This is a genomic window from Campylobacter sp. 7477a (assembly GCF_014892335.1).
Lineage (GTDB): Bacteria > Campylobacterota > Campylobacteria > Campylobacterales > Campylobacteraceae > Campylobacter_A > Campylobacter_A californiensis.
The window spans coordinates 1-22,742 of record NZ_JADBJH010000004.1 but is presented as its reverse complement, the minus strand read 5'-3'; the positions used below and the strand labels follow the sequence as shown (position 1 = coordinate 22,742).

The window sequence follows — 22,742 nt, the reverse complement described above, 5'->3', positions numbered from 1 at the left end:
AACTTAAAATTTATTCGCTTTTTTGTAAAATTCACGAAAAATTTAAGGGTGATTTGAATGAGAAGACAGGGTTTTAGCGGGTTTTTTGTAGTTTTGATTTTATTGATCATGGTTATAGGCGGAGGTATTTTTTATCTTTTAGGTTCTAATAATTTTGAAAGAAACAAGCCTATTATCGGTATAAAAGATAAGGTTTATTGGAATTTAAGATCACCAATGAATATTAAATTTCAAGATGACAGCGGAGTCAAATTTGTTCGTATAAGCATGAATGACGGACAAAACGACCTAACTGTACTAAATCAAGTAATCGACAATCCAACGCAGCAGCTTGACATAAATTTAACATTTCCTAAGACCGGTTTTTTTAGCGCAAAAGAGACCTATGAGATGACGATAGAAGCTGTTGATACAAGCAGGTGGAATTTCTTTTCAGGTAATAAATCAGAAAAAAAAGTTCAAGTTATACTAGATACTACAAAACCCGAGCTTTACGTGCTTTCTCAGTCGTATTCTATATCAAAAGGCGGTAGTGCGGTTGTTGTATTTAAAGCAACTGATAACGAAATGAAAGAGGTTTTTGTCCAAACTAGCTATGGGAAGCAGTTTAAAGCAATACCTTTTTATCAAGAAAATTATTATATGGCTGTGCTTGCATGGCCGGTTAATGTCGAGAATTTTAGTGCGGATGTGATAGCGAGGGATTTTGCGGGCAACGAAAGCAAGGCTCACGTTAGATATTTTTATCAAAATGTAAAATACAAAACATCTACAATCGCGTTAAAAGATAATTTCTTGGATGGTAAAATTTCAGATCTTACAGACCAATACGCAAAAGATGCGTTAAATTTATCACGTCTTGAGAAGATGAAATTTATAAACGAAACTTTGCGAAATGAAAATAATAAAAAAATCTCCGAGATAACATCTAATGTTGATGCAAATTTAATTAGCGACTTTGCGGTTAATACTTTTTATCCGTTAAGAAACGGTAAAAAAGTGGCTGACTTTGCGGATCATAGGTATTATACATACAACGGACAACCTGTTAGTGAGTCTTGGCACATGGGAATAGATTTTGCTAGCGTAGCACAAGCTCCTATCGTTTCAAGTAACGCAGGCCGGGTGGTTTTTGCGGGAGATAATGGAATTTATGGTTTAAATATCATAATAGATCACGGTTTTGGTATCTACTCTTTATATGCACACTGTTCAAGCTCTAATGTAAAAGAGGGAGATAGTGTTGCTCTAGGAGAGCAGATCGGAACAACCGGGATAAGCGGACTTGCGCTTGGAGATCATTTGCACTTTGGAATTTTGGTGCAAGGCGAAGAAGTAAGGCCGCAACAATGGATGGATAAAAAGTGGATAAAGGATAATGTTACCGATGTTCTTGATGCTGCTAAAAAAATGATAGACAAGAAATAATTTGCAAAAATAACTTTAAAATGCTATTATTTCACGATTAAAATTTATAAAGGAAAATAGTTGAAACAAACTACTATTGCAAGAAGGGTCGAGACCGTAGGTATCGGGCTTCACAAGGGTGAGCCGATACATTTAGCGCTTGAGCCTCTTGATACAAATATGGGTATAATTTTTCATAGAACCGACCTGGGTATAAGTTTTAAAGCCGAGCCGTCAAATGTAGTAAACACTCAAATGGCAACGGTTGTTGGAAATGAAAAAGGTTTTGTAAGCACGATAGAACATTTGTTAAGCGCGATAAACGGATACGGCATAGATAATATTAGAATTTTGCTTGATGCAAATGAAATTCCAGTCATGGACGGTAGCGCGATAAGTTTTTGCATGCTACTTGACGAAGCTGGCGTAGTTCAACTTGACGAGGGCAAAAAGGTTATCTTGGTGCGTCGTGAAGTAGAGGTTGCTGAGGGGTCTAAATTTGTTAGAACACTGCCTTCTTTAAACCCAAAATTTGACTACACTATTAAATTTAACCACCCGGTTATCGGCGAACAAAGATATGTTTTTGAATTTAGTAAGACAAATTTCATCAAAGAGATAGCAAGGGCAAGAACGTTTGGATTTTTAAAAGATCTTCAAATGCTTCAGTCTCAAAATTTAGCTCTTGGCGCTTCGCTTGATAATGCAGTAGCCATAGACGATAATAGAATTTTAAATCCTGAAGGGCTAAGGTTTGAAAACGAATTTGTAAGGCATAAAATTTTAGATGCCATCGGCGATCTTAGCTTACTTGGCGCACCTTTGCTTGGCGACTACGTCGCATTTGCAGGTAGCCATGACTTAAACCACAAGCTAACGTTAGCGATCTTAGCTGATGAGAAAAACTACGAAATGGTAACGCTAAGCGGCGAATTGCTAAAAGACTACCAAAGGGTTTTTGCATAAAAAATATCGATATTCTTGTCGTTTCATTAGTCTCGCCTCTTATGGTGGGACTATATGAAAACGGCGTAAAATTTAAAGAAATTTCCACCCAAGATCATGTCAGCGAAGCTCTGGTAGAGATTTTAGAAGAGCTAGATAAAGACTATAATATACAAAAAATAATCTATGCAAATACACCTGGAAGCTTTATGGGTTTAAAGGTGGCTTATGTGATTTTAAAGACCTTTTGCGAGGTTAGAGGCTGTGAGTTTTATGCGGTAAGCGGATTTGATCTAAATGAAAACAACCCAATAAGAGCAAACAAAAAATTAAGCTTTGTAAAGTATGATAATAAAATTATGCTTGAAGAAAAAGAGCCCGTAAAATTTAAACTTCCTCAAATTTTAGATAAATTAAAACTAAATTCAGATACACTACCTGATTATATTATACAAGCGGTTTAGGAGTCTTTTTGAATATCATAGTTCCCGCAACTAGTGCAAATTTGGGGCCTGGTTTTGACGCACTAGGGCTTAGTGTCAGTCTTTATAACGAAGTTGGTATACAACCTGCAAAATTTAGCTCCGTTTCCATTAATGGCGAAGGTAGTGAGAATGTAAATTTAAAAAGAAATAATCTTTTTATCAGCATATTTAATGAAATTTTTACCGAACTTACCGGAGAAAATGAAAATTTTAGAGTAGTTTTTGATAATAAAATCCCATTTTCCAGAGGACTAGGAAGTAGTTCTGCAGTTATTGTCGGGGCCATAGCGAGTGCGTATGTGATGGCTGGATTTAAGGCAGATAGGCAAGTTGTTTTAAACAGAGCTTTAACTTATGAAAATCACCCTGACAATATCACTCCCGCAACTCTTGGCGGGTTTATAAGTGCGGTTGTTGACAGTGGCAGAGTTTATGCCAGTAAATTTGAAGTAGACGATAGTCTAAAAGCCGTGGTTGTTATACCAAATGTTGCCATGAATACTAATCAATCAAGAAGCATTTTACCCAAAAACTACACGATAAAAGAGTGTGTAAACAACCTATCTCATGCTGCGTTTTTAACATCTTGTTTTTGCTCTAAGAGATATGATCTTTTAAAGATAGCGTGTAAAGATATGATGCATGAAGAAAGGCGTATGAGCGCACTTGATGAGTTGTTTGAAGTTAGAAAGCTAGCTTATGAAAACGGTGCGTTAATGAGCTCTTTATCAGGTTCTGGGTCTAGCTTTTTAAATATCGTTTATGCAAACGACGCTCAAAATTTTAGAAATAAATTAGCCGGTAAATTTAATAAATTTAGGGTTGAAATTTTTTCATTTGACAACGACGGTTTTCAAATAATACAAAGCTAAAAAAAGCAAAAAAAAGATATAATGAATAAGAACAGCCCTATAAGAACGTGTGTTTCATGCAAAAGCAAAATGCCTCAAATAATATTAAAAAGATATAGAGTTATAAGCGGTGTGATACAAACCGGAAAAGGCGACGGTCGCAGTTTTTATTTGTGCGACAAATGTTTACAAAAAGACGAAAAAATTTTAAAAAAAATACTTGACAGATATATAAAAAGCGTTATCGGCTTAGAAGCGTCAAATTTAAAGGAGAAACTCTTAAATGAGCAGTGTTAGAATTTCAGAGATAGCAAATGAACTTGGCTATCCAAATAAAGAAATAGTCGAAAAGGCTCAAGAGCTAGGACTTAATGTAAAAACGCACTCAAATTCAGTTAGTTTTGAGGAAGCCGAGGCTATATATGAATACGTTCAAACAGGTATCGTGCCTGATAAATTTAAGAAAAAGAAGGGCGAAAGTAAGCCTAAAAAAGAGTCTAAGATAGATGTAAGCAAAGACGATAAGCCTTCTAAAAAACCAACTCAAAGCTCTAAAAAAGTTGAAACAGTTGAAGTAAGGCAGCCAAAAGAGACAAAAAAAGAAGACGCTCAAACTAAGGCACAAGAGCCAAAAATAGCTACAAAAGAGAGCGCTCAAGTAGAGGTAAAAGCCACTGAGTCGGTAGAAGCTGAGTCTAAAAAAGAGGAACAAAAGCCAAAAGAAACTCTCGCTGATGTTAGTCAAAAGCGTCGCGGACTTGTAATAGTTAAAAAGCGCAAAGAGGTTGAGTCAACTCCTTTAAAAGCGCAAAGCAAAGCTCAAAGCGCACAGGCTGAGCAGGTAAATTCTTTAAAAAGCATGTTTTCAAGTAGTGATGAAAGTTTATCTCGCAAGAAGAAAAAAGATGTTAAAAAACAACCTGTAAATTCAAAAAAAGATAGCAGTGAAAGAATTGAACTTCTTGGAGGAAGTGACTTTGGTGATATCGTTCTTGAAGATGATAATGTAGTTGTTTTACCTGATTTTACATTTAAAACCCCAACTCCTCAGCCAACACAAAAAACGAAACAGCCACCCGTTCTTAAAAACTCACAAAACGCACCTTCAAATCCTTTTGAGGGTGGCATACAAAGACGCGCTAGGAAAAAACATAAGAAGCCGGAAAAAAATCAAAACAGCGATATTGTAACCTCTGTTAATATCCCAAAAGAGATCCGTGTATATGAATTTGCCGAGAAATTAAACAAACAACCTAGCGAGATAATCGGTAAGCTATTTATGCTTGGCATGATGACTACCAAAAATGACTTTTTGGATGAGGATGCGATTGAAATTTTAGCTGATGAGTTTAATGTTGAGGTTAACATCATCGATGATCAAAAAGAATTTGACTATGTCGCCGCCTATGAAGAAGAGATAAAAGATGATGAGAATTTGGTATTACGTGCCCCTGTTATAACCATTATGGGACACGTTGATCATGGTAAAACTTCACTATTAGACTATATCCGCAAGTCACGTGTTGCTTCAAGTGAAGCAGGGGGTATCACTCAACACGTTGGTGCATATATGGTAAATAAAAACGGCAAAAATATAACATTTATCGACACCCCGGGACACGAGGCGTTCACTGCGATGCGTCAAAGAGGCGCAGGAGTTACCGATATTGTTATTATCGTTGTAGCTGCCGATGATGGCGTAAAGCCTCAAACAAAAGAGGCTGTGGCTCACGCAAAAGCAGCTGGTGTGCCTATAATCATTGCCATAAACAAAATGGATAAAGAAGCGGCAAATCCAGATCTTGTAAAAACAGGACTTGCCGAGCTTGATATAATGCCTACCGAGTGGGGCGGTCAGCACGAATTTGTGCCGATTTCTGCTAAAACCGGTATGGGTATAGATGATTTGCTTGAGATAGTGCTTTTACAAGCTGAAATTTTAGAGTTAAAAGCAAATCCAAAAGCCAATGCAAAGGCTACTGTAGTTGAGAGCTCGTTACAAAAAGGAAGAGGCTCAGTTGCTACTATAATCGTTGAAAACGGCACGCTTCGTGTAGGGGATACCGTTGTTGCGGGTGTGGCATACGGTAAGATAAGAAGCTTGCTTGATGATCAAGGCAAGACCCTAAAAGAGATAAAACCTGGAGAGTGTGGTGTTATCGTAGGTCTTAGCGAGGTAGCTGAAGCGGGCGAGACGCTTATAGGTGTTAAAACAGACAAAGAAGCACGCGAATATGCCCAGAAAAAGGCTGAATACCTACGTCAAAAAGAACTTAGCAAATCAACAAAAGTCAGCCTTGATGAGCTTAGCGCTAAGATCGCCGAGGGTGAACTAAAAACTCTACCTGTTATCATAAAAGCAGACGTTCAAGGCTCGTTAGAGGCACTCAAGGCTAGCTTGGAGAAATTAGCCAACGATGAGGTAAAAGTAAATGTTATACATTCAGGCGTTGGCGGCATAACTCAAAGTGACGTATCTTTAGCAAGCGCAAGCGCAAACTGCGTTATACTCGGTTTTAACATACGTCCGACAGGCGAGATAAAAGAAAAGGCCAAAGAGAGTGGTGTTGAGATAAAAACATACAATGTTATCTATAATCTAATCGATGACGTTAAGGCTATCTTGGGTGGTTTAATGTCTCCGATTATCCGCGAAGAGCAGCTTGGTCAGGCTCAAGTTCGCCAGATTATAAATGTCCCTAAAGTAGGTACGATAGCAGGTTGTATGGTAACTGAGGGCACTATAAACCGCGGAGCTAAAATTCGTCTTATTAGAGACGGTGTTGTTGTTTATGAAGGCACGGTTAGCTCGCTTAAACGCTTTAAAGATGATGTTAGAGAGGTTGCCAGAGGTTATGAGTGCGGTGTCGGTATAGAGGGCTATAACGACATACGAGAAAATGACTATATCGAAAGCTTTAAAGAGACACAGGAGCAAGCTACTTTATGAATGCAAACGAGATAAAGCGCCTACGTACTGAAAGCATACTAAAAGAGCTTATACCAGAAGCTCTTGCTACGCTTGATGATGAATTTTTAAAAGGACTTTGTGTAACGGATGTCGAGTGTAAAAAAGGCAGATACGATGCATTTGTATATCTTGATAAAACGGGTTTTGACGAACGTGAACAAAATTACATCCTAGGACATCTAAAGCGTGTTTCAAAACTCTTGCAAAACCATTGTATGGCGGCTGAGGGTTGGTATAGGGCGCCGAATTTTCATTTTAAATTTGATGACAGGTTAGAGTATCAAAACCACATGGATAAACTTTTTGACAAAATTTCAAAGGATTTAAATAAAGATGAATGAGTTACAAGAGCTTGTTAAGCAGTGCGGTGTCGAGCTTTACGACACCGAAATAGCAAATGAAAACAGCAAGGTTATCTATAGAGTTTATATCACAAAAGAGGGCGGAGTAAGTCTTGATGAGTGCGAGAGCGTGAGCAGGCTGCTTTCCCCGATATTTGACGTTACGCCTCCTGTTTCTGGAGAATACACCCTTGAAGTAAGCAGTCCTGGACTTGAGCGCAAACTAAGCTTACCAAAGCACTTTAAAGCAAGTATCGGCGAGCTTGTAAAAGTCCAAGCTGCTGAGCTAAAAATTTTAGGAAGACTTGTAAAAGCCGATGAAGAAAACATCTGCATTGAAAATGACGAAGGAATTTTTGAGATCAAAATTTTAGATATTAAAAAAGCAAAAACATATTTGGAGTGGTAAATGTTAAGTGATATCGAGATCACACATCAGGCTAAATTAGAGCATATTTCAAAGATTGGTGAAAAGCTGGGGCTAAAAGAGGACGATATCGAACTTTATGGCAAATACAAAGCCAAAATCACTCCACACTTAAAAGAGTCTAACTCAAAACTTATCCTGGTAACAGCTACCAACCCAACACCTTTTGGCGAGGGTAAGACTACCACTTCTATAGGATTAGCCGATGCGTTAAATTTGCTTGGCAAAAAAGTCTGCTTAGCTCTTAGAGAGCCTAGTCTTGGACCTGTTTTTGGTATAAAAGGCGGTGCGGCAGGAGGCGGTTACTCTCAACTTGCACCAATGGAAGATCTAAATTTGCATTTTACGGGTGATTTTCACGCTATAACATCTGCAAACAACCTTATTTCGGCTATGATCGATAATAGCCTGCATCAAGAAAATCCTCTTAAAATAGATAAAATCTTATGGAAGCGTTGCATGGACATGAATGACCGCGCGCTTAGATTTATAACGGTTGGACAAGGCGGAAAAGCCGATGGTGTTGAACGCGAAGATGGGTTTAATATAACAGCGGCAAGTGAGATAATGGCGATACTTTGTCTTGCTACAAGCCTTACTGATTTAAAAGAGAAAATTTCAAACATAATGGTTGCTTACGACATTGACGGCAAGCCGATTTATGTGCGCGACCTAGGTTGTGCGGACGCAGTTTGTATACTTTTAAAAGATGCGATCAAGCCAAATTTATTTCAAACGATCGAACATACGCCAACCTTGGTTCACGGTGGACCGTTTGCTAATATAGCTCACGGTTGCAACTCTATAATCGCAACTAAAACCGCGTTAAATTTAGCTGAATATGTTGTGACTGAAGCCGGTTTTGGCTCAGAGTTGGGAGCTGAAAAATTTATAGATATAAAATGTGCAAAAGCCGGATTAAAGCCTGACGCGGTCGTTTTGGTGACAACGATCAGATCGCTTAAATACAATGGAAATGCAGATAAGAGCGAGATAAGTGTGCCAAACATGAGAGCGCTTAAAGAGGGTATCGCAAATCTTGGTGGTCATATAGAAAATTTAAAAGACAAATTTGGTTTAAATTTGGTTGTGGCGTTAAATAAATTTGGATTTGATGTTGACGATGAGATAAATTTTGTTCGCGAATACTGCGCTAAAATGGGCGTTAAAATGGCAGTTTGCGAAAATTTTGCCAAAGGTGGTGAGGGTGGAGTAGAGCTTGCAAATTTTGTTTTAAAAGAGCTTAAAAAGCCAAGTCATGTAAATTTTATATATAAAGCAAGTGACGACATAAAAACCAAAATAACAAAAGTAGCTACACAAATTTACGGCGCAGATGATGTTATTTTTGAAGACATGGCACTTAGTAAGCTTGATAAGATAAGCTCTTTAGGGCTTGATAATTTGCCTGTTTGTATAGCAAAAACGCAGTATAGCTTTAGTGACGATGCTAAGCTTTTGGGACGAGCAAAGGGCTTTAAATTTAGCGTAAAAGATCTTGAAATTCGCACCGGAGCCGGTTTTATCGTGGCAGTATGCGGCAAGATAATGTTGATGCCGGGGCTTTCAAAAAAACCAAGCGCTATGGATATGCGCATAGATGAAAACGGCGTTATAAGCGGACTTGCGTGATATTAGCTTAATAATAATCCTTTCTTTTTGGTTATAGCGAGTATAGACGTTTGGCATTTATACTCGCTTTCAAATTTAAAAACATCGTTTTGAAATTCAGAGTTATTAAAATTTAAAGGGCGTAGATGAGTGATGAATTTTATATGAATTTAGCCTTAAATGAGGCTTGGAAGTATCAGATCCTAACCTATCCAAACCCTGCAGTCGGTTGTGTCGTACTTGATAAAAGCGGTAAAATTTTGAGCATAGGTGCTCACAAAAAGGCTGGTTTTTTACACGCAGAGCCAAGTGCGATCTTGCTTGCACTTTGTGAGATAAGTGATGATTTTTTACATAAATTTATACTAAACTACGATCAAAAATTTAACACAAATTTTTTGGATATTTCAGACAAACATGAGCTTCTTGAAAAGCTTAAAGAAGTGTATTTAAACGCGGTTTTTACTTATGATTTTATAATGCAAAATCACGGTGATTTATTAGACGGTGCAAAGGCTTATGTTACGCTTGAGCCCTGCTCACATTATGGCAAAACCCCTCCTTGTGCGAATTTGTTTGTGCAGTTAAAATTTGCCGAGGTTGTGATATCTTGCGAAGATAAAAACAAAATCGCAAGTGGTGGAATTTCTATCTTGCAAAATGCCGGGATAAAAGTGAAAGTAGGCGTTCTAAAACAAGACGGAAGCATGCTTTTAAAGCCGTTTTTAAGTTGGCAAGAGGGGAATTTTAGCTTTCTTAAGGTTGCTTTATCGGTAAATGGCGCGGCAACTGGCGGAGTGATCTCAAACGAGACCAGTCGCGCTCACATGCACAGCATAAGAAGTATTGTAGATCTGCTAGTTATTGGTGGAAATACCGTAAGAATAGATCGTCCAAAACTTGATGCAAGACTTGTAAAAAATGGCAAAAGTCCAAATGTGCTAATCTTTTCTAGAGAGCAAAAATTTGACGAGAGCTTACCTCTTTTTCATGTCAAAGGACGCGAAGTTGAAATTTCAAATTCTCTCTTAAGAGCCAAAAAATCACCCCTTGTTATGTATGAAGGGGCGCAGGAATTTTTAAATTTAGCCAAAAACGGTGCATTACCAAACGTAAAATGGCTTCTTTTATACCAAAGTTCAAATTTCAAAAACGAGCCGAATTTGCTTTCACAAATTTATTTAAAGTCCGTTTTTAGGTCAAATTTTGCAGATGATAGCTACAGTTGGTATGAGATAGTCTAACTATCTCATTTGTGTATTAAAAAGTAAATTTGCCATCGAATTTACGCCTTGGCTTGTAAATTTTTCCATAAATTTTTCTATTTGAGGTTTTTTCTCCCAAACTGCTTCGCTAACACCGCTTAACTCTTCTAGCTGCGCTTTGGCCTCAAAGTATCCGCCGATCTCATCGATAAGTCCTACTTGTTTTGCTTCGCCGGCTAAAAAGATCTTGGCATTTGCCCACTCATCTTTTTTGCTTGTTTCAAGATCTCTTGCTTGCGCGACATCACTTGTAAATAGCTCGTATGAAGCATCAACTAACTTTTGCAGACTATCACGCTCACTTTGGCTCCATTTTCTGGTAAATGTCCCCGCTTCTTTAAACTCTCCCGCCTTTACAACCTGTTCGCTTATGCCGATTTTATCGGCTAGAGCTTCGAGGTTTGGCACCTGCATGATAACACCGATAGAGCCGATAAACGAGCCCGGATTTGCCACTATTTTATGGGCGTTTACTCCGGCATAGTAGCTGCCACTTGTCATTGAGCCGGCGGCATATGCTACGACTTTTTTGTTTTTAGCCAGTTTTTTTACTTGCATGGCAAGCTCCACGCTAGGGCTTAGCGCACCACCCGGACTATCTATATAAAGCAAGACACCTTTTATGCTGTCATCGTCGTTAAGGGCTTGTAGTTTTTCTAAGATATCTTCGGTTTGAAGAAGTGTATTTTTTATATCAACTTGCGCTAGATTAGGCTTTTTTATCTCGCCGTCTGGCATAAATATCATGGCTAATATCAGTAAAAATACAAGCGCTTTGAAGTTGGTATTTATAAATTTAAAAATAGCACCTATGGGTGCAAAAATCATCTTTAAAAGTTGCAAATTTTTCCTCCTATATATAGTTGTTTTGCTTCGTTTGTGTGTAAGATTAGTTGTGTTATAAGTGCGTCTTTGTCACAGTTTGGCACATCATATACGGCTATATCGGCCAGTTTGTTTGGTGCTATTATGCCGTTATTTGTTCCAAGGGCTAACCCCCCGCCTCTCGTTGCTGCGGTAAATAGTATTTTCGCAATGGCGTTTAACTCGTGATTTGCATGAGTAAAAAGAGCAGCTCTTAACTCGTGCCATAAATTTAGGCTAATGTTTGAGCTAAGCCCGTCTGTGCCGATATTAAGCCCTGTGCTTGAGCTTAAAATTTTGTTTAAATTTAAAGCTTTTTTACCAAGTAATCTATTTGAAACCGCACAATGCGTAACACTGTGAAGTTTCTGGTCAAATTTAGTAAAATCATCTTCATAAACGCAGTGAGTAAAGAGCGTTTTTATGCCCTTAAACATGGTAAAATAGCTGTCTTTATCATACATCGGTTTTGGCTCTTTAACAAATCTTTTTAGGTGTTTTTTAAATTTACCAGTGCCGTTTTTTAGCCAAGTCATCTCAGCCTTGCTTTCTAAAAAGTGGGTGGAGACGACAAGATTATTTTCTTTTGCAAAATTTATTGCAAATTCTGCTAATTTTGGATGTATAGAGTATGGCGAATGAAGCGAAATACCAGGGCTAAAACGATCATTCGCATACTTTTTACTTTCATTAAAACGAGTGATGAAATTTTGACGATTTTGCTCTATAAACTCAGGGTTTGAGCCTAAAATTTCATTAAAAAATACAACTCTTGCCTGGCTTGATGATAAAATTTCAAGATCTTTGCCAAAGCTTGATATCGCCCCAAATGTGGCCGTTCCGCTTTTTAGTGCCGAATTTAGCGCCTCTTGTATGATTTGCTTTGTGCATTTTTGAGTCAAATTTGCTCCGTTTTGTATGATAGATCCAAGCCAAGTGATGAAATCTCCGTAAATTAGCTCGGATTTATTTGAGCTAAATTCCAAATGAACGTGGGCATTAACAAAAGCAGGAGCGATAAGCGCCTCTTTTAAGTCGATAAAATTTGCATTTTTATATCTTTTTATCAGCTCATTAGCATCGGCTATGGCTAAAATTTTATCATCAAAAGCTATGGCTTTATCTTGCAAAATAGTGAAATTTTCATCGCTTGTTACGATGTATTTTGCTTTTAAAATTTGCATCTTTAACCTTTAAAATTTTTATAATTGTATCAAAAAAGATATAAAAGGCTTTAAATTTTGAAATTTAATCAACGCAAAGGGCATTTTAGGGCTTCTTGTAGCAAAAATTTAGGAACAAAAATGTATAATCAAATGACATTTTAACAAAAGGCAAAAATATGGACAAAAAACTAAAAATCATGGTTATCCAAGGACCAAATATCAATATGCTAGGAGCTAGAGAGCCTGGAATTTACGGTGCTATGAAGATGGAAGACATCCATGGGCAAATGAAAATCGTAGCCGATCAAAATGATATTGATATTGAATTTTTTCAAAGTAACCTAGAGGGCGAGATCGTAGATAAAATTCAAGAGTGCCTAGGTGATGCTGACGGTATCATCATAAATCCAGCCGCATACACTCATACTTCTATAGCGATTAGAGATGCGTTAAGTGCAGTTAGTTTGCCTGTTATCGAAGTGCATATCAGCAATATCCACAGACGTGAAGACTTCCGTCATAAAAGCCTTATCGCTCCGGTAAGTGCGGGTCAGATCGTAGGTTTTGGACCTGTTGGATACCATCTTGCTATGATAGGCATGCTTCAAATTTTCGAACAAGTAAAAGCCATAAGAGCGGCAAATCAGCAACAACAATGAACTACATACTAAAAGACGAAAACGCCGTATTTTTTGAGTGCGGATACAGTTGTGATAATGAAATTTTACTTTGCATTGATGGAGTGAAGTATTTTTTAAGTGACGCGAGGTATTATTTTGAAGCAAAAAAACTCGTAAATCACGGCGTTGTCGTTGTTTTAGCACAAAGAAATTTAATACAAGAAGCAAGGATGCTTCTTAGAAAATTAAAACCAAAAAGCTTGGTTTATAATCCCGACGAACTTAGCGTAAGTACTTTTACCGTTTTGTCAAAAGGGCTTGGTATAAATTTCAAGCCAAAGGCAAATTTCTCTCAGATAAAGCGCATGATAAAAAGCGAAGAAGAGATAGAAATTTTATCTCGTGCGGCGAAATTTGGCGCTGAATGTTTTGATGAATTTGCCGAGTTTGTAAGGAAAAATGGCGAGGGAATGAGCGAACGAGAACTTCACTTTAACGCTCAAAGTATTTTTAAACGTAAAAACGAACTTGGGCTAAGTTTTGACCCTATCGTTGCTATAAATGAAAATGCAGCTAAAGCCCATGCCTTACCAGGTGATAAAATTTTGCGTTACGGGGATTTGCTCTTGCTTGACGCGGGAGTAAAATTTAACAGATACTGCTCGGACAGGACAAGAACGGCGTGTTTTGATGAGAATTTTAATTTTAGCAAAGAGCAAAAATTTAAAAATCCAAAACACCAAGAAATTTATGAGATCGTTAAAGAGGCTCAAAAAGTCGCGTTAGATACCGTAAAGGTTGGTATAAAAGCTGGCCAGATAGATAAAGCCGCAAGAGATGTGATAGTAAAAGCCGGATATGAAAAGGCGTTTTTCCACTCAACGGGACACGGGGTTGGAGTTGATATACATGAACTGCCTGTCATCGGTGCAAGAAGCGAAGCGGTTATAAAAGAAGGCATGGTTTTTAGCATAGAGCCGGGGATATATCTTGAAAACGAATTTGGAGTTCGTATAGAAGATGTTGTTGTGGCAACCAAGGACGGAGCAAGAATTTTATGAAAATACTCGGGGCTAGGGGGCTTGTTCGTAGCCGATTTTGCCCGTGTTATTTTGGTTTTAAAGATGGCTTTAGGTATGTCGCTGTTGTTGGTCTTGGCGGCAATATCGGTAGAAGCGATAAAAGGTTTGATAAATTTATAAGAGTTTTGCTTGATGACAGGAGATTTCATGTTGTTGAGGTTTCGCCGATACTTGTAAATGCGGCGTTTGGATATGAAGATCAGGCTGATTTTAGCAATGCTGTTATAAATTTACAAACAAGTGTATCTGCGTATGCTTTACTTAAAATTTTACAAAGATACGAACTGAAATTTAAACGAACTAGAAGCTTTAAAAATGCGCCTAGAACGCTTGATCTGGATATTTTATACTTTGGAGCAAAAGTGCTTAGAAGTCCTAAACTAACCATACCACATCCCGGAGTAACAACTAGGATGAGCGTGATAGTGCCGATGGGTTTGATGAGAAGCTAAAGAGGGAAATATATGGCAACTAAATTTTATACATTTACAGGCGAAAGCAGCATAGAAGCGTTAAAAAAAGCGCAAGAAACATGTGGTGAGAGAGCGATACTTGTTACCACAAAACAAATTCAGGCTAAGACCATAAACAAAAAGCCTCTTTATGAAATTTTAGTTAGCGTTGAAGAAGAGGATGTGCCTCAAAAGCCAAAACCAAACCCAAAAGCTGTTAATTACGAGAATGCATACTCTAAATTTAACTCTAGTTATGAGCCAATAAAGCCTAAATTTAATATCACAGAAGAGCCCGCAAAAGAAAAACCTCAGATAAAAACAACTCCGGCATGTCCTTATGATGTCGATGAAAGCGTGCTTTTAAATATATCTGAAGCTGCAAAAGAGATAAGTCAGATCGCAAATGTCGATATGAGCAAGATAAAAGCGGTAGATGAGCAAGCTCACGGTGTTAATAAAAAAATCGACGACGTAGCAAAACAAGTAAGCGTCTTAAACGAAAAACTTGGTCTGATAACTGACATGATATGGGACGAGCGTGCCCCAAGTCGTAATAATCTAGCCATACCACCGGAGTTTGCAAGTATCTACAAAGCCGCAAAACAAAGCGGGATGAAACAAGAGCACTTAGAAGCGATAATAAACGCTACGATAGAAAACATGCCAACATCAATGAAGGCAAATCCAACCGCAGTTAAGCGGTATTTTTACTCTCTTTTGCGCAACATGCTTCCTTGTAGAAAAGAGATAAACGACAGAAAACAGCGCATAATGATGCTTGTAGGCCCAACTGGAGTTGGTAAAACTACGACTCTAGCCAAGCTTGCGGCAAGGTTTGCTTACGGAAGTGAAAAGCGCTATAAAACGGGCATTATCACGCTTGATACTTATCGTATAGGTGCGGTCGAGCAGCTCTTTCAGTATGCTAAGATGATGAAGCTTCCTATCCTTGATGTGATAGAGGTTGAGGACTTTAAAAACGCGTTAAAAACGCTAAATTACTGCGATATCATACTGATAGATACTACTGGAAATTCGCAGTATGATAAAGAAAAACTTGACAAGCTTGATAAATTTTTAAAACACAGCGATGTGCAAATAGACGTAAATTTGGTCTTGTCTGCCGGCTCTAAAGTAGAAGACTTGATAGAAATTTATAACGGTTTTAGCTTTTTAGATATCGACACCTTGATCATAACAAAATTTGACGAAACCAAAATTTTCGGCAATGTTTTTTCGCTCATTTATGAGACAAATACCCCTGTTAGTTATTTTTGCGTCGGGCAAGAGGTGCCTGATGATTTACTTGAGGCAAAAAGCGAATTTTTAGTTGAATGCGTGCTTGAAGGCTACTCTAAAAATTCAGAAGATAAGGACGAAAAATGATAAATCAAGCTCAAAAGCTTCAAACTCTCGTCTCTTCTAAAACAAACAAAAAAAACACACACTTTATTGCTATAACAAGCGGCAAGGGTGGTGTTGGCAAAAGCACGATAAGTGCAAATTTGGCAAATGTGCTATCTAAAAACGGATACAAAGTAGGGCTGCTAGACGCTGACATCGGACTTGCAAATTTAGATGTCATCCTAAATGTAAAGATGGGTAAAAATTTGCTTCATGTCCTAAAAGGCGAATGCTCTTTAAAAGAAATTTTAATACCTATTAATAAAAATTTAACTCTCATCCCAGGTGAAAGCGGAGATGAGATCTTAAAATTTAATAACCAATTTTTATACGAGCGATTTTTAAACGAGGCTAGCGAGCTTGACGAGCTTGATTTTATGATCATAGACACGGGAGCCGGCATAGGCGGTAATACTCAGCAATTTTTAGAGGCCGCAGATGAGATAATCGTCGTTACCGTGCCTGATCCTGCAGCTATAACCGATGCGTATGCTGTTATAAAGATAGTTTCAAGGTTTAAAAACAACCAGCTTTTACTTATGAATATGGTGAAAAACGAAAATGAAGCTGTTAGAATTTTTGAAAATATCAAGCGAGTTGCCGCGGCAAACATAGGACCTGAGCTGAAACTTGAGCTTATCGGTCATCTTGAGGCCGACAAAGAAGTTTCAAGAAGTATAAAGCAACGCACGCTATTTACGGACGATACTTCTTATGGTTTGTCAAGTATGCAGATAAAACAGATAGTTTCAAATTTGCTTTATAGGTTGGAACGAAAAGTGCTTACAGACGACACAAGCAGAAGTTTTGGTGCTTTTTTTAAACGCCTGATAGAACAATTTTGACGGGGAGTGAGCGTGAAGGCTGAAAATTTTATAGCATTTTTTACGGTGTGTGGGTTTTTTATCGGCATGGTTTTTACGTTGATAAAGCTAAACGATCCTGTTGAAATGCTAGTTTATACTATGCTTATTACATTTTTCTTCTATCTTGTGATCCATATTATTATCATGAACTACATTGATGTAGGGCGAACGGTTAAGAGATTTTTTGATAGAGATAGACATGAAGAGGTGGCTGATTATCTCATTTCCGAGCTTGCCATTAGGGAAAAGCGTATGGATAATGTGATGTCAAAGCTTACAAATTCGGATAAAATTTCAGGCAAGCAGAATGCAAGAATTAAAGCAAAAGCAGCTTAACGCATATCAAAATACAATCAAAAAAGAGCAAGATGAGATAGTTTTGCAGTATATGCCGGCTCTTCGTGCGATGGCTTACAAACTAAAAGAGAGGCTTCCGCCAAGTATAGATGTGAACGACCTTATAGGTATCGGCGTCGAAGAGATGATAAAACTTAGCAGAAGATACGACAAGGATCAGAATGATTCATTCTGGGGATATGGAAGAAAACGAATTTATGGTGCTATGCTTGACTTTTTGCGTGAGCTTGACGTGATAAGTAGGGCTGATAGAAAACTGGTAAAGAGTATAAATTTAGAGATTGATATATATTTTAACGAGCATGAAGAAGAGCCAAGCGATGAGTATCTAGCTCAAAAACTTGGCGAAGATGTAGAAAAGATACGTGAAGCAAGAGGTGTTAGTTCTATCATTACGATACTTCCTATCGACGAGCAAATAGAACTTTACGGCGAGAGCGATGTTGAGTATAATGTCGAAAAAGAGGACTTGATAGAAAAGATCGAAGAGGTGCTTAAAGGTTTTGATAAGCGCGATCAGCTGATAGTTCAGCTTTATTATTACGAAGAGTTAAATTTAAAAGAGATAAGCGAGATAATGCAAATAAGCGAGAGTAGAATTTCACAAATTCATAAACGCCTTTTAGGCAAAATTCGCAGTAGTTTGGGGGCTTAATGGCTGATATTTTAAGTCAAGAAGAGATAGACGCACTACTTGAAGTCGTTGACGAGGGTGGCGATACTAGCAGTATAGGCGAGCAAGAAGTCAGCCAAACCGAACAAAAACAGATAATTATATACGATTTTAAGCGCCCTAACCGTGTCAGTAAAGAGCAACTTCGTGCGATAAAAGGCATACATGATAAACTAGCACGTAACTTGGCTAGTCAAATTTCAAGCGTGATGAGAAGTATAGTAGAAATTCGCTTGCACAGTGTAGATCAGATGACTTACGGTGAATTTTTAATGAGTCTTCCAAGTCCAACAAGCTTTAACGTCTTTTCGATAAAGCCGCTTGATGGCAACTGCGTTTTGGAGATAAATCCAAGCATAGCTTTTCCTATGATAGACCGTTTATTGGGCGGTAACGGTGAGAATTTCGAAACCAGTAGAGAGCTAACTGATATAGAGATAAATTTACTTGATGCTGTGCTTAGGATGATAATGCAACGCCTAAAAGAGAGCTGGGCGATGATAACTGATATGTATCCAAACGTCGAGGCAAAAGAGAGTAGCCCAAACGTCGTTCAGATAGTAAGCCAAAATGAGATCGTTATCATGGTTGTTATGGAGATAATAGTCGGCAACTCAAGTGGCATGATAAATTTATGCTATCCGGTTATCTACCTTGAGCCGATCCTTGGACGTCTAGCAAACCGTGATATAATGCTTGGAGAAACGAGCGCTAAAAAAAGTAGAAATAAAGAGCTAAAAACATTGATCGGGCGTGCCGAGGTGCTTTATGAAGCGATCCTTGGTCAAACCGTAGTTAGTGTAAATGAATTTTTAAATTTAAAAGAGGGTGACATCTTGCGTCTTGATAGAGGTGCGGACGATAAGGCTATCGTTTGCATAGATAAAAAAGAGGTATTTTTAGCTGAAGTAGGACTTCATAGGTTTAGAAAATCTATCAAGATCGAAAAACTTATACGCTCCGATAAGGATGAAATCAAGTCTATCCTCGAACACTACGAAGAGGAGCGTAAGGCTAAGCTTATGGAGTATGACCACGCAGAAAATTTAGAAGAAGAAGAGAACTACGAAGATGATGAATAATTTTTTTAATTTATTTACAAATGAGCTAAAAGCGACCATCGAGGGGCTTACAGGACGCATGCTTGAAGTTGGTGAGAGAAACGATTTTGACGCACCTAGTCAAAACGGCATAAAACCTCCGGTCGCCATTGCAAACATCATGACAAAAGGCGACATAAGTGCCAAGATCGCCATAGTTTGCACTCCTGTTTTAATAAGTGCCGTTGGCGAATGGATGATGGGTGAGGAGGAAATTTCTCGTAATGAAAATTTAGGCGTAGATGAGCTTGATGCGGCAAAGGAAATTTTTTCAAATTTACTAGGAGCGTTTAGCACCTCACTAGGCGCTCAAAAAGAGTTGCCAAAGCTTGGTTTTGATATATCAAGCGTTAGTTTTCTGGATGAAAATTCAAATTTGGACCTAAGCGGCTATGAGAAGCTGTTTTTATTTAATGTAAACATAGACGAGATAAGCGAAGGCATAGGGATCGCTTGTGATCAATCTTTAATGAATATACTTGATCCAAGATCGCAAGAGCAAGGCTTGGCGCAAGCAGAAGCACCGTCAAAAGCTTCCTTAAAGAGCGAATTTAGTGCTGAAGAGATGAGAAATATCGGGCTTATCATGGATGTGCGTTTGCCTATTCGCGTTCGTATCGGCTCAAAAAGAATGTTATTAAAAGATGTTTTAACCATGGATATCGGCTCTGTTATAGAGCTTAATCAACTTGCAAACGACCCGCTTGAAATTTTAATCGGAGATAAGGTTATAGCCGTGGGTGAAGTTGTGATAATAGACGGAAATTTCGGCATACAAATAACTCAAATAGGCTCAAAACGCGAGCGCTTACAACAGCTAAAATAGGAGTGGTATTTGAGTAGTGATTTGATCGAGGATTTTGTTAAATTTCAAGGTGTTTTGGCTCATAATAATAAAAATGTAACATTTTTTGGCTCTGCTAGATTTGACGAAGAAAATTTGTATTATAAGAGCGCAAGAGAGCTTGCTTATAAGCTTGGCGAGCTTGGTTTTGCCGTGCTTACTGGCGGAGGAGATGGCATAATGTGTGCGGCAAATAAGGGTGCTTACGAAAGTGGCAAAAGCCCAAGTGTGGCGTTAAATGTGCGCTTGCCGTTTGAGCAACGAACCAATCCTTACACGACCGCTGATTATCTTTTTTCAAGCCTTAGCCCACGTAAATTTGCGCTTACTGATAGCTCTGTCGCCTTTGTTGTGTTTCCTGGTGGATATGGCACACTTGATGAGCTTTTTGAGATATTGGTTTTAGCTCAAGTAGGAACTAAAAAGGTTAAAATTTTCCTTTTTGGGTCTGAGTTTTGGAGCGGTCTAGATAATTTCATAAAAACCACTCTTGTAAATGAAAAAACTATCAATCCTCAAGATGTAAATTTATATCATATAAGTGATGATATCGACTATATCGTAAGTGAAATTTTAAATATTTAAAATTCAGATATATAATGTCTGATTTACAATATTTTTACAAAGGTTTTTATGAAGATAATGGTTGCGATGAGCGGAGGCGTGGACAGCACGATGACCGCCAAGATTTTACAAGAGCAGGGACATGAAGTGCAAGGCTGCTATATGAAATTGCACACAAAGCCAGGCTATCATGAAGAAAATATAAGAAAAGTAAAAAAGGTCGGAGAGTATCTTGGTATACAAGTTCACATCTTAGACTTGCAAGATAAATTTAACGAATTTGTCTACGATCCGTTTGTAAAACTTTATAAAGAGGGTAAAACGCCAAATCCGTGTGCCTTATGCAATCGCTTTATCAAGCTTGGAGCGCTTTTGGATTTTGCTAAAGAGCAGGGCTGTGAAAAGCTTGCCACAGGACACTATGTGCAAGTTGTGGACGGTCTTATTACGCAAGCCAAGGATCCGAGCAAGGATCAAAGCTACTTTTTGGCTCAAGTTCCAAAAGAGGTTTTAAAGGATGTTGTTTTCCCTTTGGGTGATAAATTTAAGTCTGATATAAAAGAGCTTGCCAAAAGCATAGATGTGCTAAGCGAGTTTGGCACACAGGCTGAAAGTAGTGAAATTTGCTTTGTGGAAGATACATATATCCAGGTTCTTGAGAAACATTACAATACAAATTTACCAGGCAATGTTGTGGATAAAAACGGCAATATCGTGGGTCGTCATCAAGGCTACATGCACTACACTATCGGAAAGCGTCGCGGGTTTGAAATTTACGGTGCGCATGAGCCACACTTTGTCTTAAAGATCAACGCCGATAAGAACGAGATCGTAGTTGGCTCAAAAGATGATTTGGCTCAAAAGATGGTCGAGCTTGAAAATGTAAATTTGTTTATTGATAAGGATGAATTTGATAGTGAAGTAAAAATTCGCTACCGAAGTCCGAAACTCGAAGCTTCGGTCAAGATAAACAAAGAGGATAAAACGGCAGTTTTAATGCTTAACCAAAACGCTCTTGGTGTCGCCCAAGGCCAGCTTTGTGTGATGTATGACGGAGATAAAGTCATCGCTAGCGGCTTTATAAAATAAACTTCTACCAACCAAGCGGAAATAACATAATCCGCTTGGGGTTACAACTTGTTAAATTTGTATATCTTTTTGCGTGTATAAAATATATTTTATCCTATCTTTGCTGGCATATGTAGATATTTTTTGTGTTAATTATTAAATAATTGCTGTATAAAGTATTTTTAAAAGCAAGGCGGCAAATTTAGATAATAAAGTTTTTGAATTTTAAAGGGATATTAAAAGAAATGGCTCCGGATGCTGGGTTCGAACCAGCGACCAAGTGATTAACAGTCACCTACTCTACCGCTGAGCTAATCCGGAACAATTTAAAAGAAATCGTATTATAGACAAATTGAAAGCGTTTGTCAATAAAATTTAGCTTAAATTTTAAAAAATATTCAAATTTTGTATTCTTTAGAGTAAAATAGGCTTAACAAGTGATATAAAAATAGTGTTATATGGCGTTTATTGCTCATTTGTCCTATAAAATTTAACCCCACTAACGCTGATTTCATAGATTTTATTATCGGCTAGGAGTTCTTGTAAATTTTGCTTTGATATGCTTGAAAAGCTATTTTTTACATCTATCTCGCTTTGTGGGCGACGAGAAAGTAGCGCTATTAGTTCGTCTTTACTAAAGTCTAAATTTTCACCGCTGTATTTTGCGCTAGCGATAACGCAAGGTATATTTTTGATATGAGCCGATAGTTCGCGCAACATGTCTGTGTTTACGCCTTTGACAGGATAGGCAGGTGGTCGGTCTATCGTGCTTATGTCTATGCGATTTGGCGAAATTTGATTTATGGCTTTGTTTAGTGCGTTAAATTCTTGTGCAGCATCGTTTAATCCCTTTACGACTAAAATTTCAAGGACGAGCTCGCCTTTGAAATCCCTTTTAAACTCAGTCATTTTTTCTATGATATCCGCTACATTTAGCTCTTTATGTCCTCGGTCTATCTTGCGAAAAGTCTTTTCTATCGCACTATCAAGGCTAAATTTTACTATATCAAGTCCTAAGAGAGCGTCGTAAATTTCAGGTTTTACGACGCCTGTCGCGTTTGATAGGATTAGTAATTTTGCACTATTTTTTATTAAATTTAGTTTGGCGATAAGCTCTTTTAAGTATGGATAAAGAGTGGGTTCGCCATTTGCCGTAAGTGTTATAACGTCGATGTTTGGATGCACTTTAAGCGCGGACGAGACATCGTTTATGATCTCGTCTACGCTTGGTGGATTTGAAATTTTATCCACCTTTTTGGCTATCTTTAGTTCACAATAAACACAATCAAAGTTGCACGACTTAGCATGCGGCGAAAGGTCGATCCCCAAACTCATGCCAAATCTACGCGAACTAACCGGCCCAAACACCACAGACA

Annotated in this window: 24 protein-coding genes and 1 tRNA gene; 21 read left to right on the top strand and 4 right to left on the bottom strand. The window is 38.0% G+C overall.

What is annotated here, in order from left to right; all coding sequences use genetic code 11:
* The first annotated feature begins 57 nt into the window (after window positions 1–57).
* From CCAL5182_RS02400 to ribD, 10 genes are all read left to right on the top strand, one after another.
* Complete coding sequence (locus CCAL5182_RS02400) at window positions 58–1,428, top strand: M23 family metallopeptidase (RefSeq protein WP_169971813.1); 1,371 nt, start codon at window positions 58–60, stop codon at window positions 1,426–1,428.
* Window positions 1,429–1,488: 60 nt separating this feature from the next.
* A complete protein-coding gene (lpxC, locus tag CCAL5182_RS02395) occupies window positions 1,489–2,373 on the top strand; it encodes a UDP-3-O-acyl-N-acetylglucosamine deacetylase (RefSeq protein ID WP_336610161.1) in 885 nt (294 codons plus the stop codon).
* Window positions 2,374–2,414: 41 nt separating this feature from the next.
* Window positions 2,415–2,816, top strand: a complete 402-nt coding sequence (locus tag CCAL5182_RS02390; RefSeq protein WP_336610160.1) for a glycoprotease — start codon at window positions 2,415–2,417, stop codon at window positions 2,814–2,816.
* An 8-nt stretch (window positions 2,817–2,824) separates the two neighbouring features.
* Complete coding sequence (thrB, locus tag CCAL5182_RS02385) at window positions 2,825–3,709, top strand: homoserine kinase (RefSeq protein WP_336610159.1); 885 nt, start codon at window positions 2,825–2,827, stop codon at window positions 3,707–3,709.
* Window positions 3,710–3,730: 21 nt separating this feature from the next.
* Window positions 3,731–3,985 (top strand): DUF448 domain-containing protein, encoded by a 255-nt coding sequence (locus CCAL5182_RS02380; protein WP_169971810.1) that lies wholly within the window; start codon window positions 3,731–3,733, stop codon window positions 3,983–3,985.
* Window positions 3,972–6,638 carry a translation initiation factor IF-2 gene (gene infB, locus CCAL5182_RS02375; RefSeq protein ID WP_336610158.1) on the top strand — a complete coding sequence of 889 codons (2,667 nt, stop codon included), beginning with the start codon at window positions 3,972–3,974 and terminating at the stop codon, window positions 6,636–6,638. Before CCAL5182_RS02380 ends, infB begins: the two co-directional genes overlap by 14 nt.
* Window positions 6,635–7,000: a 30S ribosome-binding factor RbfA gene (gene rbfA / locus CCAL5182_RS02370; RefSeq protein WP_169937208.1), complete on the top strand. Its 366-nt coding sequence runs from the start codon at window positions 6,635–6,637 to the stop codon at window positions 6,998–7,000. The genes infB and rbfA overlap by 4 nt, the downstream gene beginning before the upstream one ends.
* On the top strand, window positions 6,993–7,409 hold the full coding sequence (gene rimP, locus CCAL5182_RS02365; protein ID WP_169937210.1) for a ribosome maturation factor RimP: 417 nt from the start codon (window positions 6,993–6,995) through the stop codon (window positions 7,407–7,409). The genes rbfA and rimP overlap by 8 nt, the downstream gene beginning before the upstream one ends.
* Complete coding sequence (locus CCAL5182_RS02360) at window positions 7,410–9,059, top strand: formate--tetrahydrofolate ligase (RefSeq protein WP_169971808.1); 1,650 nt, start codon at window positions 7,410–7,412, stop codon at window positions 9,057–9,059.
* Between the two features lie 125 nt (window positions 9,060–9,184).
* On the top strand, window positions 9,185–10,282 hold the full coding sequence (gene ribD / locus CCAL5182_RS02355) for a bifunctional diaminohydroxyphosphoribosylaminopyrimidine deaminase/5-amino-6-(5-phosphoribosylamino)uracil reductase RibD (RefSeq protein WP_336610157.1): 1,098 nt from the start codon (window positions 9,185–9,187) through the stop codon (window positions 10,280–10,282).
* Here the strand turns inward: ribD and sppA are convergent, their stop codons facing one another.
* Complete coding sequence (gene sppA, locus CCAL5182_RS02350; RefSeq protein ID WP_336610156.1) at window positions 10,283–11,146, bottom strand: signal peptide peptidase SppA; 864 nt, start codon at window positions 11,144–11,146, stop codon at window positions 10,283–10,285.
* Window positions 11,134–12,351, bottom strand: coding sequence for an aminofutalosine deaminase family hydrolase (gene mqnF, locus CCAL5182_RS02345; RefSeq protein ID WP_336610155.1), 1,218 nt, complete (start codon window positions 12,349–12,351; stop codon window positions 11,134–11,136). Before mqnF ends, sppA begins: the two co-directional genes overlap by 13 nt.
* A 158-nt stretch (window positions 12,352–12,509) precedes the next feature.
* Here mqnF and aroQ point away from each other — a divergent pair, with 158 nt between their 5' ends.
* From aroQ to mnmA, 11 genes are read left to right on the top strand one after another with little or no spacing between them, the layout of a single operon-like run.
* Complete coding sequence (gene aroQ / locus CCAL5182_RS02340; protein ID WP_169937220.1) at window positions 12,510–12,992, top strand: type II 3-dehydroquinate dehydratase; 483 nt, start codon at window positions 12,510–12,512, stop codon at window positions 12,990–12,992.
* The gene (locus tag CCAL5182_RS02335; protein WP_169937222.1) at window positions 12,989–14,014 is read left to right on the top strand and encodes a M24 family metallopeptidase; all 1,026 of its coding nucleotides are present in this window, start codon (window positions 12,989–12,991) and stop codon (window positions 14,012–14,014) included. Before aroQ ends, CCAL5182_RS02335 begins: the two co-directional genes overlap by 4 nt.
* A complete protein-coding gene (gene folK / locus CCAL5182_RS02330; RefSeq protein ID WP_169971805.1) occupies window positions 14,011–14,487 on the top strand; it encodes a 2-amino-4-hydroxy-6-hydroxymethyldihydropteridine diphosphokinase in 477 nt (158 codons plus the stop codon). Before CCAL5182_RS02335 ends, folK begins: the two co-directional genes overlap by 4 nt.
* Before the next feature lie 12 nt (window positions 14,488–14,499).
* The gene (gene flhF / locus CCAL5182_RS02325; RefSeq protein WP_169971804.1) at window positions 14,500–15,876 is read left to right on the top strand and encodes a flagellar biosynthesis protein FlhF; all 1,377 of its coding nucleotides are present in this window, start codon (window positions 14,500–14,502) and stop codon (window positions 15,874–15,876) included.
* The gene (locus CCAL5182_RS02320; RefSeq protein WP_169971803.1) at window positions 15,873–16,739 is read left to right on the top strand and encodes a P-loop NTPase; all 867 of its coding nucleotides are present in this window, start codon (window positions 15,873–15,875) and stop codon (window positions 16,737–16,739) included. The genes flhF and CCAL5182_RS02320 overlap by 4 nt, the downstream gene beginning before the upstream one ends.
* A 12-nt stretch (window positions 16,740–16,751) precedes the next feature.
* Window positions 16,752–17,096, top strand: coding sequence for a hypothetical protein (locus CCAL5182_RS02315; RefSeq protein ID WP_169937230.1), 345 nt, complete (start codon window positions 16,752–16,754; stop codon window positions 17,094–17,096).
* Window positions 17,068–17,772, top strand: a complete 705-nt coding sequence (locus tag CCAL5182_RS02310) for an RNA polymerase sigma factor FliA (RefSeq protein WP_169937232.1) — start codon at window positions 17,068–17,070, stop codon at window positions 17,770–17,772. Before CCAL5182_RS02315 ends, CCAL5182_RS02310 begins: the two co-directional genes overlap by 29 nt.
* Entirely contained in the window at window positions 17,772–18,872 is a 1,101-nt protein-coding gene (gene fliM / locus CCAL5182_RS02305; protein ID WP_169937234.1) for a flagellar motor switch protein FliM, read from the top strand. The genes CCAL5182_RS02310 and fliM overlap by 1 nt, the downstream gene beginning before the upstream one ends.
* Window positions 18,862–19,716: a flagellar motor switch protein FliY gene (gene fliY / locus CCAL5182_RS02300; protein ID WP_169937235.1), complete on the top strand. Its 855-nt coding sequence runs from the start codon at window positions 18,862–18,864 to the stop codon at window positions 19,714–19,716. The genes fliM and fliY overlap by 11 nt, the downstream gene beginning before the upstream one ends.
* Window positions 19,717–19,725: 9 nt before the next feature.
* Window positions 19,726–20,319 carry a TIGR00730 family Rossman fold protein gene (locus CCAL5182_RS02295; RefSeq protein WP_169937237.1) on the top strand — a complete coding sequence of 198 codons (594 nt, stop codon included), beginning with the start codon at window positions 19,726–19,728 and terminating at the stop codon, window positions 20,317–20,319.
* Between the two features lie 48 nt (window positions 20,320–20,367).
* A complete protein-coding gene (mnmA, locus tag CCAL5182_RS02290) occupies window positions 20,368–21,387 on the top strand; it encodes a tRNA 2-thiouridine(34) synthase MnmA (protein ID WP_169937239.1) in 1,020 nt (339 codons plus the stop codon).
* A gap of 225 nt (window positions 21,388–21,612) precedes the next feature.
* Here mnmA and CCAL5182_RS02285 read toward each other — a convergent pair.
* Both CCAL5182_RS02285 and CCAL5182_RS02280 read right to left on the bottom strand, forming a co-directional pair.
* Window positions 21,613–21,687, bottom strand: a tRNA-Asn gene (locus CCAL5182_RS02285).
* 144 nt (window positions 21,688–21,831) lie between these two features.
* Entirely contained in the window at window positions 21,832–22,737 is a 906-nt protein-coding gene (locus tag CCAL5182_RS02280; RefSeq protein WP_336610219.1) for a radical SAM protein, read from the bottom strand.
* Window positions 22,738–22,742: the final 5 nt, after the last annotated feature.

Coding starts and splice junctions, on each gene's coding strand:
- mqnF (WP_336610155.1), bottom strand. CDS start 12,351: ATGCAAATTTTAAAAGCAAAATACATCGTAACAAGCGATGAAAATTTC.
- CCAL5182_RS02310 (WP_169937232.1), top strand. CDS start 17,068: ATGCAAGAATTAAAGCAAAAGCAGCTTAACGCATATCAAAATACAATC.
- ribD (WP_336610157.1), top strand. CDS start 9,185: ATGAGTGATGAATTTTATATGAATTTAGCCTTAAATGAGGCTTGGAAG.
- CCAL5182_RS02390 (WP_336610160.1), top strand. CDS start 2,415: ATGGTGGGACTATATGAAAACGGCGTAAAATTTAAAGAAATTTCCACC.
- CCAL5182_RS02320 (WP_169971803.1), top strand. CDS start 15,873: ATGATAAATCAAGCTCAAAAGCTTCAAACTCTCGTCTCTTCTAAAACA.
- folK (WP_169971805.1), top strand. CDS start 14,011: ATGAAAATACTCGGGGCTAGGGGGCTTGTTCGTAGCCGATTTTGCCCG.
- fliY (WP_169937235.1), top strand. CDS start 18,862: ATGATGAATAATTTTTTTAATTTATTTACAAATGAGCTAAAAGCGACC.
- fliM (WP_169937234.1), top strand. CDS start 17,772: ATGGCTGATATTTTAAGTCAAGAAGAGATAGACGCACTACTTGAAGTC.
- rimP (WP_169937210.1), top strand. CDS start 6,993: ATGAATGAGTTACAAGAGCTTGTTAAGCAGTGCGGTGTCGAGCTTTAC.
- rbfA (WP_169937208.1), top strand. CDS start 6,635: ATGAATGCAAACGAGATAAAGCGCCTACGTACTGAAAGCATACTAAAA.
- aroQ (WP_169937220.1), top strand. CDS start 12,510: ATGGACAAAAAACTAAAAATCATGGTTATCCAAGGACCAAATATCAAT.
- mnmA (WP_169937239.1), top strand. CDS start 20,368: ATGAAGATAATGGTTGCGATGAGCGGAGGCGTGGACAGCACGATGACC.
- flhF (WP_169971804.1), top strand. CDS start 14,500: ATGGCAACTAAATTTTATACATTTACAGGCGAAAGCAGCATAGAAGCG.
- CCAL5182_RS02360 (WP_169971808.1), top strand. CDS start 7,410: ATGTTAAGTGATATCGAGATCACACATCAGGCTAAATTAGAGCATATT.
- CCAL5182_RS02400 (WP_169971813.1), top strand. CDS start 58: ATGAGAAGACAGGGTTTTAGCGGGTTTTTTGTAGTTTTGATTTTATTG.
- CCAL5182_RS02335 (WP_169937222.1), top strand. CDS start 12,989: ATGAACTACATACTAAAAGACGAAAACGCCGTATTTTTTGAGTGCGGA.
- CCAL5182_RS02380 (WP_169971810.1), top strand. CDS start 3,731: ATGAATAAGAACAGCCCTATAAGAACGTGTGTTTCATGCAAAAGCAAA.
- infB (WP_336610158.1), top strand. CDS start 3,972: ATGAGCAGTGTTAGAATTTCAGAGATAGCAAATGAACTTGGCTATCCA.